This window comes from Streptomyces sp. NPDC050145 (assembly GCF_044460245.1).
In the GTDB taxonomy this organism is placed as follows: Bacteria; Actinomycetota; Actinomycetes; order Streptomycetales; family Streptomycetaceae; genus Streptomyces.
In genome coordinates this window covers 24,823-39,798 of sequence record NZ_JBITJS010000008.1, presented here as the reverse complement: position 1 = coordinate 39,798, position 14,976 = coordinate 24,823, and the positions used below count along the sequence as shown (strand labels likewise).

Here is a 14,976-nt window from a genome sequence, read left to right as displayed (position 1 = left end):
ACAGTCTCATATGAGACTGTCTTGCGCACCCCTATACTGGATTCGATGAACGAGACCCCCGCCTCGCAGCAGCCGTCCCTGGGCCTGGCCCTTCGTCACGCCCACCTCCGGGCGGCGCGCCTCTTCTCAAAGGAGCTGGCGCCGTTGGAGCTGGAGAACCACCACGCCGGGATCCTGCTGCACATCTGCCTGCTCGGGATGCAGACGCAGCGCCAACTCGTGGACAGCATGGGGGTGGACAAGTCCATGATGGTCCGCACGCTCGACGCGCTCGAGGCGCGCGGCCTGGTGCGCCGCGAAGCGCACCCGACGGACCGCAGGGCCCACGCCATCGTGGTGACGGACGCGGGCCGGGCGATGTACGACCAGGTCGCGGCGGCGGTCACGCGCACGGAGGAGCGGGTGACCGCGTGCTTCACGCCCGAGGAGCGGGACTTGTTCCGCTCGATGGTCGTGCGCTTCGCCTACGCGCCCACCGACGAGCCGGCCGGCTGACCTCGCGCCCGGCCTCGTGGCGTCCTTGGGGTCAGGCGCGGCCCTTGCGCGGGGCGCGCTTCGTCGCCTTGAGGATCACGAACTTCGGGTCGCTCGCCACGAGTTCGCTGCCGCCGAACAGGCGGCGCAGCTTCACGTGGTAGCCGAGGTGGCGGTTGCCGACCACCCACAGCTCGCCGCCGGGGGCGAGCGCGTCGCGCGCCTGCGCGAACATGCGCAGCGCCGTCGCGTCGGTCGTCGCCTGGTGCGAGTGGAACGGCGGATTGTTCAGGACGAGGTCCACGCTGCCCTCGGGCACACCGGCGAGCCCGTCGCCCACCCGGAACTCGGCCGGACCCGGCCGGTCCGCGGCGTTCAGCGCGTACGTCGCCTCCGCGGAGGCGCGGGCCTGGTGCGACTCGTCCGTGAACAGCACCTCCGCGTCCGGGTGCGTGAGCGCGGCCGCCGTGCCCACCACGCCGTTGCCGCAGCCCAGGTCGACGATGCGGCGCGCGGCCGTGCCCTCGGGGAGGTGCTTCAGGAAGAACCGGGTGCCGATGTCGAGGCGGTCCGCGCAGAACACCCCGGCGTGGTTCTCCACCGTGCGGCCCGCGAGGATCCCGAGGTCGCCCGGTAGTGCGTAGCGGTACGGCCACGGGTTCGGGCCGGGCTCCAGGGTCGGGTCGGGCGTCGTGAAGATCAGCCGGGCCTTCTGCTCGGCGAGCGAGGTGCGGGTCGGGCCGATGATCCGCTCGAACAGTTGGAGGGTCGAGGTGTGGATCTCCTTGACCATGCCCGTGCCGACCACGACGCTCCCCGCGTGCAGGGCGGGACGCAGCCGGTGCAGCTGGTCCTCCAGGAGCGCGAGGCTCTTGGGGACCCGGACGATCAGCACGTCGATCCGCTCCGGCGGGGCGTCCTGGGTCGTGAGGGGGCGGGCGCCTGTCCGGGCGTGCCGGTGCAGGTTCTCCTGCGCGGCGCGCTCGCCCAGGTACGAGTCCGTGATCAGTGCCGGTGCGCAGTCGGGGGCGCCGGCCAGGGCCGTACCGAGGGCGCCCCAGCGGTCGCCGAGGACGGCCACGGAGCCCGACAGGTCGGTGCCCGCGGCGGCGAGGTGCCGGAGCAGATAGGCGTCGGCGGCGTCCCAGGCGCGGAGGCGGTCGCGGGGGTCCGCGGGGTAGCGGGTGAGGTCCAGGTCGCCCCAGGGGGTGGGCAGTGCGGGGGTGGGGGCGGGGGTGGGCTGATCGGTGCGGTTCATCGTCCGGCAAGGCTAACGGAGGCGCTGCGCTGGCTTGGGCGGGCCTGATGGGGCGGGGCTGCTTCGGCTCCGTCGGGGGCATTCGCCGTGGGCCGGTGCGGTGCGGTGCCGGGTGCGCGATTCGGTCGGCCTCGGCTACGGCGCCGCCGCCGTAGGGGTCGAGGGTCGGCTTCGGGTGCCGCGTCGTCGTGGTTGCTCGCGCAGTTCCCCGCGCCCCTGGAAGGCACACTTCGTGCGCCCCAGGGGCCCCGCTGGTCGCGCCCCGCGATGGAGTCGCTGATTGGGTACAGCCCCGCGCCCCCGCGACGGAAGCGCTGATGTGGACATAGCTACATGCCCCCTGGGGTGCACTTCGTGCTGCCCAGGGGGCATGTTGATCGCGTCCCGCCGGCGAGGGAGGCGCCGGGTCAGGATTCCGGGAAGTCGCCCGCGAGGGCCGACGCCATCTTCAGGTGGGGGGCCGCCTCGGCGTCGCGGCCCTGGCGCTCGAGCGTGCGGCCCAGCATCAGGCGGGCGTAGTGCTCGACCGGGTCGCGCTCGACGATCTCGCGCAGCTCCGTCTCGGCGCGGCGCAGCTGGGCCGAGTGGTAGTAGGAACGGGCCAGCAGGAGACGCGGTCCGGACTGCTCCGGGACCTCCTCGACGAGCCCCTCGAGGATCTTCGCCGCGGTCGTGTACTCCTTCGCGTCGAAGAACATCTGCGCACGCTCCCACCGCTCCGCGGCCGATCCGTGCTCGTAGTACTTCTGCTCCACTGTTTCCTCCTTGCCTGACCGCCTCAACCAGGCCCCGGCCGGGCATATTCCCCGGCATGGCAATCATGGACACCTCAGTGCCCGACGGCTGCGGGCCCGCGTTCCGGCTGGTCCCGGGCAGCCCGCAGTCGCCGGTCATCCTGCACGTCCCGCACGGCTCCCGCGCCGTCCCGCCCCAGGTCAGGAGGGGCCTGCTGCTCGATGACGCGCAGCTGGAACGGGAGTTGGACCTCATCACGGACGCGCACACGGCGACCCTCGCCGAGCGGGCGGTGGCAGCGACCCGGGCCCCGGCCCCGTGGATGCTCGTCAACGAACGCTCGCGCCTCGTCGTCGACCCCGAACGGTTCCCCGACGAACGCGAGGAGATGCGCGCCGTCGGCATGGGCGCCGTCTACACCCGCACAACACACCGCGCACCGCTGCGCCCCGAACCGCCCGCCGACGAGGCCGCGCTCCTCGACACGTACTTCACCCCCTACGCCGAGGCGATGACCCGCGCCGTGGACGACCGGCTCGCCGCGACCGGCCGCGCCGTGATCGTCGACGTCCACTCCTACCCGAGCCGCGCCCTGCCCTACGAACTCCACGGCACGGACCCGCGCCCACCCGTGTGCCTCGGCACGGACCCCTTCCACACGCCCGCCGCCCTGACCGACCTCGCCCGCAAGGCCTTCGCCCCGCTGGGCGAGAGCGCGCTCGACACCCCGTTCGCCGGCGTCTACGTCCCCCTGCGCCACTTCCGCACCGACCCGAGAGTGAGCGCCCTGATGCTGGAGTTGCGCCGGGACACCTATCTCGACGAGCCCGTCACCCCGCACGACGGCCTGGACCTGGCCGCCGCCGCGCTCGCCGCCTTCGTCGCAGAGGCAACAGGGATGGCAACAGAGATGACGGAGGGGGAGGGGCGTGGCTGAGGCGGACGCGCCCTTTCTCTACGTGGTCGTGTGCGCGGCCGGGGCCGCCGACGGGGTCGGCGGACTCATCGGCGCCGCGCAGGACCTCGGCTGGGAGGTCGGCGTCATCGCGACGCCCACCGCCCTCGGCAGCCAGTTCTTCGACGTGGACGACGTCGTGGCCCGCACCGGGCGCCCGGTCCGCTCGGAGTGGCGCACCCCGGCCGACCCGCGTCCGTTCCCGCCCGCCGACGCGATGGTCGTCGTCCCCGCGACCTTCAACACCCTCAACAAGTGGGCGGGCGGCATCGCGGACACCCTCGCCGTGGCGACGCTCTGCGAGGCGTACGGCGCGGGCGTCCCCGTCCTCGCCCTGCCCAGCGTGAACGGACCGCTGGCGAAGCACCCCGCGTACGAGGCGAGCGTGCGGCGGCTGCGCGACATGGGCGTGCGGTTCGCCGAGGGCGACTTCGGCTGGGACGCGGCCCGCGCCGCCCTCGCACGGCTCCCGGTCAGACGCGTGGGACGGTGACGAGGGACTCCGGGGTGAGGTCGGCGAGCGACGGGTAGCCGTCCACGGCCATCGTCAGATCGGCCTCCGCGAGCAGCGACCGCAGGACGTGCACGAGCCCGTCCTCACCGCCGACCGCCAGCCCGTACGCGTACGGGCGGCCGACGCCCACCGCGGTCGCGCCCAGCGCCAGCGCCTTGACCACGTCCGCGCCCGAGCGCACCCCGGAGTCGAAGAGCACCGGCAGCCCGTCGGCGGCCTCGACGACTCCGGGCAGCGCGTCGAGCGCGGGCAGCCCGCCGTTGGCCTGGCGGCCGCCGTGGTTGGAGCAGTAGATGCCGTCGACGCCACCGTCCCGGGCCCGGCGCACGTCCTCGGGGTGACACAGGCCCTTGAGGATCAGCGGCAGATCGGTGAGGGAGCGCAGCCACGGCAGGTCGTCCCAGGTGAGGGGGTTGCCGAAGACGCCGGCCCAGGTGCCGACGACGTCGTCCGTAGCCGTCGACGGCTGAAGCTCCCTGAAGCGCGGGTCGGACGTGTAGTTGGCCAGGCAATGGCCGCGCAGCTGCGGGAAGTTGGAGGTCGACAGGTCGCGAGGGCGCCAGCCGGTGACCCAGGTGTCGAGGGTGACGACGATGCCCTTGAACCCGGCGGCCTCGGCCCGCTTCACGAGGCTCTCGGCGAGCTCCCGGTCGGTGGGCGTGTAGAGCTGGAAGAAGCCCGGGGTGTCGCCGAACTCCGCGGCCACGTCCTCCATCGGGTCGACCGACAGCGTGGACGCCACCATCGGCACCCCCGTACGGGCCGCCGCCCGCGCCGTCGCCAGGTCCCCGTGCCCGTCCTGGGCGCACAGGCCGATCACCCCGACCGGCGCCATGAACAGCGGCGACTCCAGGCGCAGCCCGAACAGGTCCACCGACAGGTCGCGCCGCGCGGCGCCCACCAGCATCCGGGGCATCAGCCCGTACCGCTCGAAGGCCCGGACGTTGGCCCGCTGGGTGTGCTCGTCGCCGGCGCCACCAGCCACGTAGGACCAGATCGAGGCCGGCATCGCGGCCTGCGCCCGCTGCTCCAAGGAGGCCCAGTCCATGGGCAGCGTGGGCGTCACCCCGCGCAGCCCGTTCAGATAGATCTCGAACTGGTAGTCACCGAACTGCGGGCTCATGGTCCACCTTTGTGAAGTCGGCACGTCTGTGAGGTCGGGAGGGGCGCGAGACCGGAAGGGTCGCGAAGTCGGTGGGCTCTGAAGTTGACGTCGGATCCGAGTACGGGCACGGCGGGCCCAATCTGCCAGGACGACCCGGCCCGGGCCAAGAGGGCTACACCCACGGGAGCGGGCGAGGGGCCCGTACCAGATTCGGGGGGTCTACACGTATCCACCACGACTCCTCCCCGGGGATGACACACCCCACCGGTGTCTACGCCGAGCGCGGGCTCGGACTCCGCCCCGCAGGCTGACGGATCGGGCCCCGGCAGCGGTGACGATGGAAGCACGATCCTGCCGACCACTCTGACGTGCGACGACGCACCGTCGGACGGTCGATCCTGCCTCTTCCATCCCCGACGGGAGTCCCTTTCGCCGTGGCTACCTTCCTGTACAAACTAGGGCGGCTGTCCTTCCGACGCCGCCGTTACGTCGCCCTCCTGTGGGTGCTGCTGCTCGGCGGGATCGGCTTCGCCTCGTCGGCCGCGCCCGCCCCGCCCGCCGACACCTTCTCCATGCCGGGGACCGAGTCGCAGAAGGCCTTCGACCTGCTCGAGGAGAAGTTCCCGGCCGCGACCGCGGAGGGTGCGACGGCCCGCGTCGTGATCCGCGCCCCGCAGGGCGAGAAGCTCACCGACCCCGCGCAGAAGACCGAGGTCCAGCAGCTGGTCAAGGCGCTCGGCGCCGGCCCGCAGGTCGCCTCCGTCGCCGACCCGTTCAAGGCGAACGCCGTCAGCAAGGACGGCACGACCGCCTACGCGTCCGTCTCCTACAAGGTCCCCGGGACCGAGCTGACCGACGCCGCGCACGACGCCCTGACCAAGGCCACCGACGAGGCCCGCGCCGACGGCTTCACGGTCGAGTCCGGCGGTGACGCCGTGCAGGCCGAGCAGGAGATGGGCGGCAGCGCCGAGATGATCGGCATCGCCGTCTCCGCCGTCGTCCTCCTGATCACCTTCGGCTCGCTCGTCGCCGCCGGCATGCCGCTGCTCACCGCGATCATCGGGGTCGGCATCGGCGTCTCCGGCATCGCCGCGCTCGGCAGCGTCCTCAACCTCTCCGGCACGACGTCCACCCTCGCGATGATGATCGGCCTCGCGGTCGGTATCGACTACGCCCTGTTCATCGTCTCCCGGTACCGAGCGGAACTCGCCGAGGGCCGCAAGGGCGAGGAGGCCGCGGGCCGCGCGGTCGGCACGGCCGGCTCCGCCGTCGTGTTCGCCGGACTCACCGTCATCGTCGCCCTCGCGGGCCTGTCCGTCGTCAACATCCCGATCCTCACCAAGATGGGCCTGGCCGCGGCCGCCACCGTCGCGATCGCCGTCCTCATCGCCCTCACCATGATCCCCGCGCTGCTCGGCTTCGCCGGCCGCAAGGTGCTGCGCCGCAAGGACCGCAAGGCACCCGCGCAGGTTCCGGGCGAGGGCAGGCCGAACCTCGGCACCCGCTGGTCCCGGTTCGTGCTGCGCCGGCCGCTCGCCGTGCTCCTCGTCGCCGTCCTCGGCCTCGGCGCGGTCGCCGTCCCGGCCGCGAGCCTCGAACTCGGCCTGCCCGACGAGGGCTCCTCGGCGCCGGACAGCACCCAGCGCAAGGCGTACGACATGCTGTCCGAGTCCTTCGGCGCCGGGTTCAACGGCCCGCTGATGGTGACCGTCGACGGCAGCGACGCGGCCGCCGCGGCGAAGACCGTCAGCACCTCGCTCGGCAAGGTCGAGGGCGTCGCCGCCGTCACCCCGGCCCAGGTCAACGAGGCGGGCGACACCGCCATCCTCACCGTCGTCCCGACCACGGGCCCCAGCGACCACGCCACCGAGGAACTCGTCAGGACGATCCGCGCTGACGCGGGCGACTGGTCGGCGGACACCTCCTCCGAGGTGCTCGTCACCGGCCAGACCGCCATGACGATCGACTTCTCGCAGACCCTCGACGACGCCCTCGTCCCGTACCTGCTGCTCGTCGTCGGCCTGGCGTTCCTGCTCCTGATGCTCGTGTTCCGCTCGGTCCTGGTCCCGCTGAAGGCGGCGCTCGGCTTCCTGCTCTCGGTGGCGGCGGCGCTCGGCGCGGTCGTCGCGGTCTTCCAGTGGGGCTGGCTCGCGGACATCGTGGGCGTCGACCAGCCCGGCCCGATCATGTCGATGATGCCCATCTTCATGATCGGCGTGGTCTTCGGTCTCGCCATGGACTACGAGGTGTTCCTCGTGACCCGGATGCGGGAGGCGTACGTCCACGGGGCGCGGCCCGGGCAGGCGGTCGTGACCGGCTTCCGGCACGGCGGGCGGGTCGTCGGCGCCGCCGCGATCATCATGATCAGCGTCTTCTCCGGCTTCATCCTGGAGAACGACGACATGATCAAGATGATGGGCTTCGGCCTGGCCGTGGCCGTCCTCTTCGACGCGTTCGTGGTCCGCATGGCGATCGTGCCCGCGGTCATGGCGCTGCTCGGCCGGTCCGCGTGGTGGCTCCCCAAGTGGCTCGACCGGCTGCTGCCGAACGTCGACGTCGAGGGCGAGAAGCTGCACCGGGACCTGGCCGCGGCCGAACCCGCCACGGAGGAGCGGGAGTTCGAACCCGTGCGCGGCTGACGCGCGAGGGAAGCCCGCACATTCACGCCAACGAGTGAATTGGTGAATGGATGTCCGTCAGCTCCCCCTGGACTGCGCTGTGCTGGACCGAGAGCGCTCGGGACGGTATCGGGGCGCCCGGGGAAATCCAGGGGGAGCGTATGCGGGTCTTCGTGCTGTGCGCATGGCTGGTGACGGCGGCGCTCGGGAGCTATCTCGCCACCGTGTGGGTGCGCAACGGGGGGCTGCGCCAGCGCACGCCGGGGGTGACCCGGCTGCCGCTCTGGCTCGTGCTCGGGCACGTCGTGCTCGCCGTCGGCGGGCTCGTCGCGTGGGGGGTGTTCCTGATAGGCGACGCGCGCAGTTCGGCCTGGGCCGCCTGCGCCGTCGTCCTGGTCGTCGCCGCGCTCGGGTTCACGATGCTGCTGCGCTGGCTGCCCAGTTCCGGGCGGCACTCCCAGGCGGGCACGGCCGAGCGGCACTTTCCGCTCGCCGCGGTCGTCGCGCACGGGATGAGCGCGGGGGCGACCGTGCTGCTCGTCGCGATGGTGGTCGTCCGGCGCATGTGACCCGGGCGGAAGCGCCTGGGCGGCAGCGCCTGGTAGGTGGCCGGCGGGGTGAGTAGCGGGGTTGAGTACGGGGGCTCAGGCGGCGGGGGGTTCGGGGTCGGACGATGGGGGTCGACCAGCCCGATGACCTGTGGAGACCTCATGCTCAGCCGCCTCGCCGACGTCCTGGTGCCCGCCGCCGGACGGTTGACCGTGAGCGCCGACGACGGCGCCGAGTTCGCCCCCGGCAGCATCTTCGTCGCCAACCACACCTCGACCGCCGACCCTGCCGTCGTCCTCGCCGCCCTGCACCGGCTCGGCGCGGAGCCCGCCGTGATGGCGGCCGCCGGGCTGTGGCGGATACCGGTGCTCGGGGGCGCCCTCACCCGCGAGGGACACATTCCGGTGCACCGCGCAGACGCCCGCGCGGGCCGCTCCCTCGATCTCGCCGCCGCGGCCCTCGACAGCGGGCGCTCCGTCCTCATCTACGCCGAGGGCGGGCTGCCGCGGCGCCGCGACGCGGGGGAGGCGGAACCGGGTGCGTTCCGCAGTGGCCTGTCCCGTCTCGCCGAACGCACCGGTGCGCCGGTCGTCCCGCTGGGCCAGGCCGGATCGCGGCGCCTCGTCTCGGGCGGGGCCGCCAAGCAACTCGCGGGCCTCGCCACGGCGCCGCTCCGCCGCCCCGCCCTCCATGTCCACGCGGGGCCCGCGCTTCGCCTGGCCGGCGGTGACCGGGTGACCCGCACGGAGCGGGCCCGGGAGGCGGTGATCGCGGCGTGGCGGGTGGCGGTGGGGCGGCTCGATTCGGTGGGGGGTGGGCGGGTGGTGCGGGGTGACGGGATTTAGCGCCGCCCCCTCCGGGGGCGTGACGCGTTCGGCCCCCGCCGTAGGGGATGGGGATCGTCGCCGGGTGCCGCCCGGTGGGGCTTCTCGCGCAGTTCCCCGCGCCCCTGGAAGGCACACTTCGTGCGCCCCAGGGGTCCGGTTGGTCGCGCCCCGCGGCGGAGTCGCTGATCGGGTACAGCCCCGCGCCCCTGGAAGGCACACTTCGTGCGCCCCAGGGGCCCGGTTGGTCGCGCCCCGCGACGGAGTCGCTGATCGGGTACAGCCCCGCATCCCGCACAGGTAGGCGGCACCAGGTGAGATGTGGCGGCACCGCCCGGCTCCTCAGACGCCCTCCGCGGAGCGGAGCGCCTCTACCGCCAAGCGTGCCGCCGCGCCGATCACCGCGTCCGCCCGGGGCAGGACGCTGTCGGCTCGTGCTGCCTGCGTGAAGATCACGGCCGTGTACGCGGTGCCGTCGTCGAGTTCGACGACCCCGGCCTCGTGGCGCAGGGAGCCGAGCGTGCCGGTCTTGCCCGCCACCCGTACACCGTCGTACGGGAATCCGGAGGCGAGCCGGTGGTGCCAGGCCTGGCGGCCCATCACCTCGCGCATGAACGCGCAGCGTTCCGGCGACGCCGCGCGGTCCGTCCAGATCGCGTGGAGGAGGCGCGCGATGTCGGCGGGTGTGGAGGAGGACTTGCGGGCCGGGTCGTAGACGTCCTCGGGGACCGTCGCGTCGTTGCTGGACAGGCGCCGCATCGCCGCGCTCAGCGACCCGGCGCCGGTCTCCTCCACCAGCCGGGCCCAGGTGTTGGTGACGCCGCCGCGCACCTGGGTGTCGGGCAGCCCCAGTTCGCCGCAGATCTCGTCGACGACGGCCGGGCCCACCGCGCGGAGCACCGCGTCGGCCGCCGTGTTGTCGGACACCGTCATCATCATCACGACGAGGTCCCGCAGCGACATGGACACCGGGTCGCGCAGGAGGGAGAGCCCCGTCGGCCCCGCCACGCGCCGCGCCGGGTCCAGCGTCACCCGTTCCGTCGGATCGAGCGTGCCCGCGTCGGCGAGCCGGCAGAACGCCACCATCAGCGGCACCTTGTAGACGGAGGCGATCGGCAGCCGCTCGTCCGGGTCGAGCGTCACGGCCGCCTCGGGCCGGCGCAGGTCCGCCACGTGCAGCCAGCCCCGCACCCCCGCGTCCGCGAACAACTCCCGCAGCGTGCGCGTCACATCGCCGTGCCGGCGCCCCGCGCTCACAGCGCCGCCTCCCGCGCCAGCGCGTCCACGAGCAGCCGCGCCGTGGCCGCCGTCTCCGCGGCGGCCGGCCCCCGCGGATCCCACACCACCCGCAACCGCAACGGCAGCGCCGGATCGTCCGCCGGACGCCGCGCCACACCCGCCGCGGCGAGCGTCCGGTCGGCGGTGACCAGGACGGCCTGACCGGCCGCGACGAGGGCGAGCCCCGCCCGCTCGTCGGAGATCACGACCGTCTCCACCGCACGGCCCCGGCTGGCCAGCGTGTCGACGAACAGGTCGTGCGCCGCGGGCGCGTCCTCGCGCGGCCGCACCGCGACGGGCAGCCGCAGCGCCGACCCGCCGCCCCGCGGCTCCTCGGGGGAGAGCACCCAGGTCGGTGCCAGCACCACCTCGCCGGCCGCCAGACCGTCGAGCACCGCCGGATGCCGGACCACCGCCACGTCGAGCCGGCCTGCGGAGAGTTCGGACAGGAGCGTCGTCGTGGGCGCGGTCGACACGGCGAGCCGGGGCCGTTCCCCGCCCCGCCCGGGCGCCGCAGCCACCGCCGCCGCGAGCGCGGCCGGCACCTCGGGCGCGAAACCGAGCCGCAGCCGCCGCCCGTCGGCCTGCTCACGGGCGCCGATCTCCCGCAGCCGCGCCAGCGCCGCGAGCGCCCGCCGGGCGTGCGGCAGCAGCAGCGCGCCCTCGTCGGTCAGCGCGACACCCCGGTCGCGGTCGAACAGCCGCACCCCGAGCAGCGCCTCGAGCCGGCGCAGCCCCTGCGACAGCGGCGGCTGCGTGATCCCCACCCGCTGCGCGGCGGCACCGAAATGCTCCTCCTCGGCCAGCGCGACGAAGATCTCCAGATGCCGTTCCGTCAGCATTCCACTCCTGTGGCGTGCGGCGATATGAGTTGTGAATCGGTACGAGGGTGACAGCGTATTCGACATGGGCGTCCGGCGCCGGGTTGACTCCAGGGGGTCCGGCCCCGCACCGCACGACCCAGAGGAGACCGACCTTGGAGCCCACCGTCACGTCCCCCTCCCGCCGCGCGATCCTCGCCCTCGGCGCGGGCACGGCCCTGGCGGCCACCCTCAGCGCGAGCGGCGCCGCCTCGGCCACCGTCCCCGGCACGAAGACGGGCACGAAGACGGGCACGAAGACGGGCACGAAGACGGGCGCGAAGACGGTGACGACCCCGCCCGGCGCCTCTGTCACCGGCCGGCTGCGCGCGCTGGAGCGCCGGTACGCGGCCCGGCTCGGCGTCTACGCCCACGACCTCGGCACGGGCCGCACCGTCCGTCACCGCGCCGGCGAACGCTTTCCCGTCTGCTCCGTGTTCAAGGGCATCGCCGCGGCCGCCGTCCTGCGCGACCTCGACCACGACGGCACGTACCTCGCCCGGCGCCTGCACTACACGCAGGACGACGTAGACAAGGCGGGCTACGCACCCGTCACCGGCCGGCCCGAGAACGTCGCGGGCGGCCTCACCGTCGCCGAGCTGTGCGCCGCCGCCGTCAGCGAGAGCGACAACGCCGCCGCCAACGTGCTGCTCCGCGAGCTCGGCGGCCCGACCGCCGTCACCCGCTTCTGCCGTTCGATCGGCGACGACATCACCCGCCTCGACCGCTGGGAGCCCCAGCTCAACTCCGCCGAGCCCTGGCGCCGTACCGACATCACGACCCCGCACGCCGCCGGCCTCACGTACGCGCGACTCGTCGTCGGCAAGGCCCTCGCACCGGACGACCGCGACCTCCTCACCGGCTGGCTCGTCGCCAACTCGACCAACAAGGCACGCTTCCGCGCGGGTCTGCCCGCCGACTGGGTGCTCGCGGACAAGACCGGCGGCGGCTCGGACTACGGCGTCGCCAACGACGTGGGCGTCGTCCGGCCGCCCGGCCGCGCGCCGATCGTCCTGTCCGTCCTGTCCACGACGTACGCCCCCGAGGGCCCCTCGCAGAACCAGCTTGTCGCCGACGCCGCCCGCATCGTGGCGGAGCACCTCGTGCCCGGCGCCTGACCTTCGCTCCGACGACGGGCCGTCCCGCGCCTCGCGCGCGCGTTCGGCCCGTACGGAACGGTGGTGAACATCGCCCGTCCGCGCGTGAAGCTGCCGTCGAGACGCCCCTGCCGAGACGTTTCTCCGCCTAGAGTGCGCGGAGTACGGAGTGCGGCGAAAAGGAAAAGGGCGGGTCATGGGGCGTCAGACGCGGTGGTGGAGTGCCGGATTGGGTCTGCTGGCCGTGCTCGCGGCGGGCGGCTGCGCGGCGCAGCAGGACGACGCGGACGGGTCGGCGACCCCGGCGGCCGGGGCGAGCGCCCCGCAGGAGAGCGGCGCCGCGGGCGCGCCCGAGGCCACCGGCACCCTCCCGGGCATGCCGACGGCCCAGCGGGCCCGGCAGCTGCTCACGACCCTGAAGGTCGGCCCGCACGGCTCGATGTCGGGCTACAGCCGGTCCAAGTTCCCGCACTGGGCCGAGCAGGGCGAGGACTGCAACACCCGGGAGACCGTGCTCGCCCGCGACGGCAAGGACGTCAAGAAGGACGCCGAGTGCCGTGCCGTGTCCGGCACCTGGGTCAGCGTCTACGACGACAAGACCTTCACGGAGGCGTCCGGCCTCGACATCGACCACACCGTGCCGCTCGCCAACGCCTGGCGTTCGGGCGCCTCGAAGTGGACGCAGGACGAGCGCAGGACCTTCGCCAACGACCTGACGCACCCGCAGCTCCTGTCGGTGTCCGCCGCGTCGAACCGCTCCAAGGGCGACCAGGGCCCCGACGAGTGGCAGCCGCCGGCCAAGTCCTACTGGTGCGCGTACGCCCGCTCGTGGACCGCGGTGAAGGCGACCTACGCGCTCACCGTCACCGAGGCCGAGAAGAACACCCTCACCGAGATGCTGGACACCTGCTCATGACGGCCGGTGCCGCGGACGACGGACGGATCGTCAGCACTCTCGCGGCGGGGCCCGGTGGCGCGATGACGGACGAGGTCGGCGTCATCACCGGTGACGTCACGCTGGCCACCGTCCCGGCGGCGGACGGTACGGCCCGCGTAGAGATCCAGTACACGGACGCCGACGAGTGGTACACGCTGACCGGCAGCCCGGTTCCCGTACCGCCGGACGGCCTCGCGGCGCTGCACGAGCGGCTCGTCGCACGGGTGGAGAGCGGCGGCGCCGCCCGGGCCTGAACGAATTGACGCTGCGGGCCTGAACGACTTTTCATGCTGCCGCCCCGAACGATTTCACGCTGCCGCAACGCACCACGCCCCCGAGTCCTGTTAGACATGACGGGCAGGCCGGTTCGGGGCGGAGGGGGGAGACGCGTGCGACACGACGTCGACAGCGCGCCCGCGCCTCGCACGGTGAATCCCGGCCGGCGCGTCCTCCTGTACACCCGCCCGTACATCGACCTCCAGCGCGTGGCCGCCGCGCTCTGTCCTTCCTGAGCCGCACCCGGAACCCGAACTCCCGGACCTCAGGAAGGCACACCCGTGTCCTCAACACCCTCCGCACCGCTGCACCTCGCCGTCGCGCTCGACGGCACCGGCTGGCACCCCGCGTCCTGGCACGAGCCGGCCGCCCGGCCCCGCGAGCTGTTCACCGCCCGCTACTGGGCCGACCTCGTCACCGAGGCCGAGCACGGGCTGCTCGACCTCGTCACCATCGAGGACGGACTCGGCCTCCAGTCCAGCCACTTCCTGGAGCCCGACGACCGCACCGACCAGGTCCGCGGCCGGCTCGACGCGGTCCTGACCGCCGCGCGCGTCGCCCCGCTCACCCGGCACATCGGCCTCGTGCCGACGGCGGTGGTCACCCACACCGAGCCGTTCCACCTCTCCAAGGCCATCGCCACCCTCGACCACGTCAGCTCCGGCCGGGCCGGCGTCCGCGTGCAGATCACCGCCCGCCCCCACGAGGCCGCGCACTTCGGCCGCCGCACGATCGAGCCCATCGACGCCTACGACAGCCCGGCCGCCCAGGACCTCGTCACCGACCTCTTCGACGAGGCCGCCGACTACACCGAGGTGCTGCGCCGGCTCTGGGACAGCTGGGAGGACGGCGCCGAGATCAGGGACGCCGCCACCGGCCGCTTCATCGACCGGGACCGGCTGCACCCCATCGACTTCGAGGGCCGCCGCTTCAGCGTGCGCGGCCCCTCCATCACGCCGCGTCCGCCCCAGGGCCAGCCCGTCGTCACCGCCCTCGGCCACCAGACCGTCCCCTACCGGCTCATCGCCCGCCAGGCCGACATCGGCTACGTCACCGCACACGACGCCGGGCAGGCACGGGCGATCGTCGCCGAGATCCGCGCCGAGCAGGAGGCGGCGGGCCGCGCGGGCGAACCCCTGCACGTCTTCGGCGACATCGTCGTGCTCCTGGACGAGACGGAGCGCGCGGCCCGCGACCGGCTGGCCCGGCTGGACGCCGCCGCCGGAGCCCCGTACACCAGCGACGCCCCCGTCTTCACCGGCACGCCCGCCCAACTGGCCGACAGGCTGGAGGAGTTGCGGGTGGCCGGCCTGTCCGGGTTCCGGCTGCGGCCCGCCGTGCTCGGCCACGACCTGCCCGCGATCTCCCGCGGCCTCGTGCCCGAGCTCCAGCACCGCGGCGTCTTCCGCCGCGCCTACGAGGCCGACACCCTGCGCGGCCTGCTCGGGCTCGCCCGCCCCGCCAACCGCTACGCCACGACCGCCGCCTGAGCCGGA

General features: G+C 73.8%; 16 protein-coding genes. 11 read left to right on the top strand and 5 right to left on the bottom strand.

What is annotated here, in order from left to right; genetic code table 11:
• Positions 1-45 precede the first annotated feature (45 nt).
• Positions 46-495, top strand: a complete 450-nt coding sequence (locus ACIBTU_RS17295; RefSeq protein ID WP_399127065.1) for a MarR family winged helix-turn-helix transcriptional regulator — start codon at positions 46-48, stop codon at positions 493-495.
• Positions 496-526: 31 nt separating this feature from the next.
• Here the strand turns inward: ACIBTU_RS17295 and ACIBTU_RS17290 are convergent, their stop codons facing one another.
• Together ACIBTU_RS17290 and ACIBTU_RS17285 are read right to left on the bottom strand one after the other, a co-directional pair.
• Positions 527-1,690 (bottom strand): methyltransferase, encoded by a 1,164-nt coding sequence (locus ACIBTU_RS17290; protein WP_399127372.1) that lies wholly within the window; start codon positions 1,688-1,690, stop codon positions 527-529.
• A gap of 449 nt (positions 1,691-2,139) precedes the next feature.
• A complete protein-coding gene (locus ACIBTU_RS17285) occupies positions 2,140-2,430 on the bottom strand; it encodes a tetratricopeptide repeat protein (RefSeq protein WP_399127371.1) in 291 nt (96 codons plus the stop codon).
• Between the two features lie 113 nt (positions 2,431-2,543).
• On the opposite strand from ACIBTU_RS17285, the gene ACIBTU_RS17280 reads away from it, so the two are divergent.
• Positions 2,544-3,404 carry an N-formylglutamate amidohydrolase gene (locus ACIBTU_RS17280; protein WP_399127064.1) on the top strand — a complete coding sequence of 287 codons (861 nt, stop codon included), beginning with the start codon at positions 2,544-2,546 and terminating at the stop codon, positions 3,402-3,404.
• A complete protein-coding gene (locus ACIBTU_RS17275; RefSeq protein ID WP_399127063.1) occupies positions 3,397-3,915 on the top strand; it encodes a flavoprotein in 519 nt (172 codons plus the stop codon). Before ACIBTU_RS17280 ends, ACIBTU_RS17275 begins: the two co-directional genes overlap by 8 nt.
• Here ACIBTU_RS17275 and ACIBTU_RS17270 read toward each other — a convergent pair.
• Positions 3,896-5,059 (bottom strand): alpha-hydroxy-acid oxidizing protein, encoded by a 1,164-nt coding sequence (locus tag ACIBTU_RS17270; protein ID WP_399127062.1) that lies wholly within the window; start codon positions 5,057-5,059, stop codon positions 3,896-3,898. The genes ACIBTU_RS17275 and ACIBTU_RS17270 overlap by 20 nt on opposite strands.
• A 416-nt stretch (positions 5,060-5,475) precedes the next feature.
• On the opposite strand from ACIBTU_RS17270, the gene ACIBTU_RS17265 reads away from it, so the two are divergent.
• The 3 genes from ACIBTU_RS17265 (at position 5,476) to ACIBTU_RS17255 (ending at position 9,053) form a co-directional block, all read left to right on the top strand.
• The gene (locus ACIBTU_RS17265; protein WP_399127061.1) at positions 5,476-7,680 is read left to right on the top strand and encodes an MMPL family transporter; all 2,205 of its coding nucleotides are present in this window, start codon (positions 5,476-5,478) and stop codon (positions 7,678-7,680) included.
• A 140-nt stretch (positions 7,681-7,820) separates the two neighbouring features.
• Positions 7,821-8,228 (top strand): hypothetical protein, encoded by a 408-nt coding sequence (locus ACIBTU_RS17260; protein WP_399127060.1) that lies wholly within the window; start codon positions 7,821-7,823, stop codon positions 8,226-8,228.
• Between the two features lie 141 nt (positions 8,229-8,369).
• Positions 8,370-9,053: a lysophospholipid acyltransferase family protein gene (locus ACIBTU_RS17255; RefSeq protein ID WP_399127059.1), complete on the top strand. Its 684-nt coding sequence runs from the start codon at positions 8,370-8,372 to the stop codon at positions 9,051-9,053.
• Between the two features lie 321 nt (positions 9,054-9,374).
• Here ACIBTU_RS17255 and ACIBTU_RS17250 read toward each other — a convergent pair whose 3' ends face one another.
• Together ACIBTU_RS17250 and ACIBTU_RS17245 are read right to left on the bottom strand one after the other, a co-directional pair.
• Positions 9,375-10,289 (bottom strand): serine hydrolase, encoded by a 915-nt coding sequence (locus ACIBTU_RS17250; protein ID WP_399127058.1) that lies wholly within the window; start codon positions 10,287-10,289, stop codon positions 9,375-9,377.
• Entirely contained in the window at positions 10,286-11,152 is an 867-nt protein-coding gene (locus ACIBTU_RS17245; RefSeq protein WP_399127057.1) for a LysR family transcriptional regulator, read from the bottom strand. The genes ACIBTU_RS17250 and ACIBTU_RS17245 overlap by 4 nt, the downstream gene beginning before the upstream one ends.
• 134 nt (positions 11,153-11,286) lie before the next feature.
• Between ACIBTU_RS17245 and bla the strand changes: the two genes are divergently transcribed.
• From bla to ACIBTU_RS17220, 5 genes are all read left to right on the top strand, one after another.
• On the top strand, positions 11,287-12,288 hold the full coding sequence (bla, locus tag ACIBTU_RS17240) for a class A beta-lactamase (RefSeq protein WP_399127056.1): 1,002 nt from the start codon (positions 11,287-11,289) through the stop codon (positions 12,286-12,288).
• Positions 12,289-12,463: 175 nt separating this feature from the next.
• Complete coding sequence (locus ACIBTU_RS17235) at positions 12,464-13,183, top strand: HNH endonuclease family protein (protein ID WP_399127055.1); 720 nt, start codon at positions 12,464-12,466, stop codon at positions 13,181-13,183.
• A complete protein-coding gene (locus tag ACIBTU_RS17230; protein ID WP_399127054.1) occupies positions 13,180-13,458 on the top strand; it encodes a hypothetical protein in 279 nt (92 codons plus the stop codon). Before ACIBTU_RS17235 ends, ACIBTU_RS17230 begins: the two co-directional genes overlap by 4 nt.
• A 33-nt stretch (positions 13,459-13,491) precedes the next feature.
• Positions 13,492-13,716 carry a putative leader peptide gene (locus ACIBTU_RS17225; RefSeq protein ID WP_399127053.1) on the top strand — a complete coding sequence of 75 codons (225 nt, stop codon included), beginning with the start codon at positions 13,492-13,494 and terminating at the stop codon, positions 13,714-13,716.
• A gap of 45 nt (positions 13,717-13,761) precedes the next feature.
• Positions 13,762-14,970: an LLM class flavin-dependent oxidoreductase gene (locus tag ACIBTU_RS17220; RefSeq protein WP_399127052.1), complete on the top strand. Its 1,209-nt coding sequence runs from the start codon at positions 13,762-13,764 to the stop codon at positions 14,968-14,970.
• The last annotated feature ends 6 nt before the right edge of the window (positions 14,971-14,976 follow it).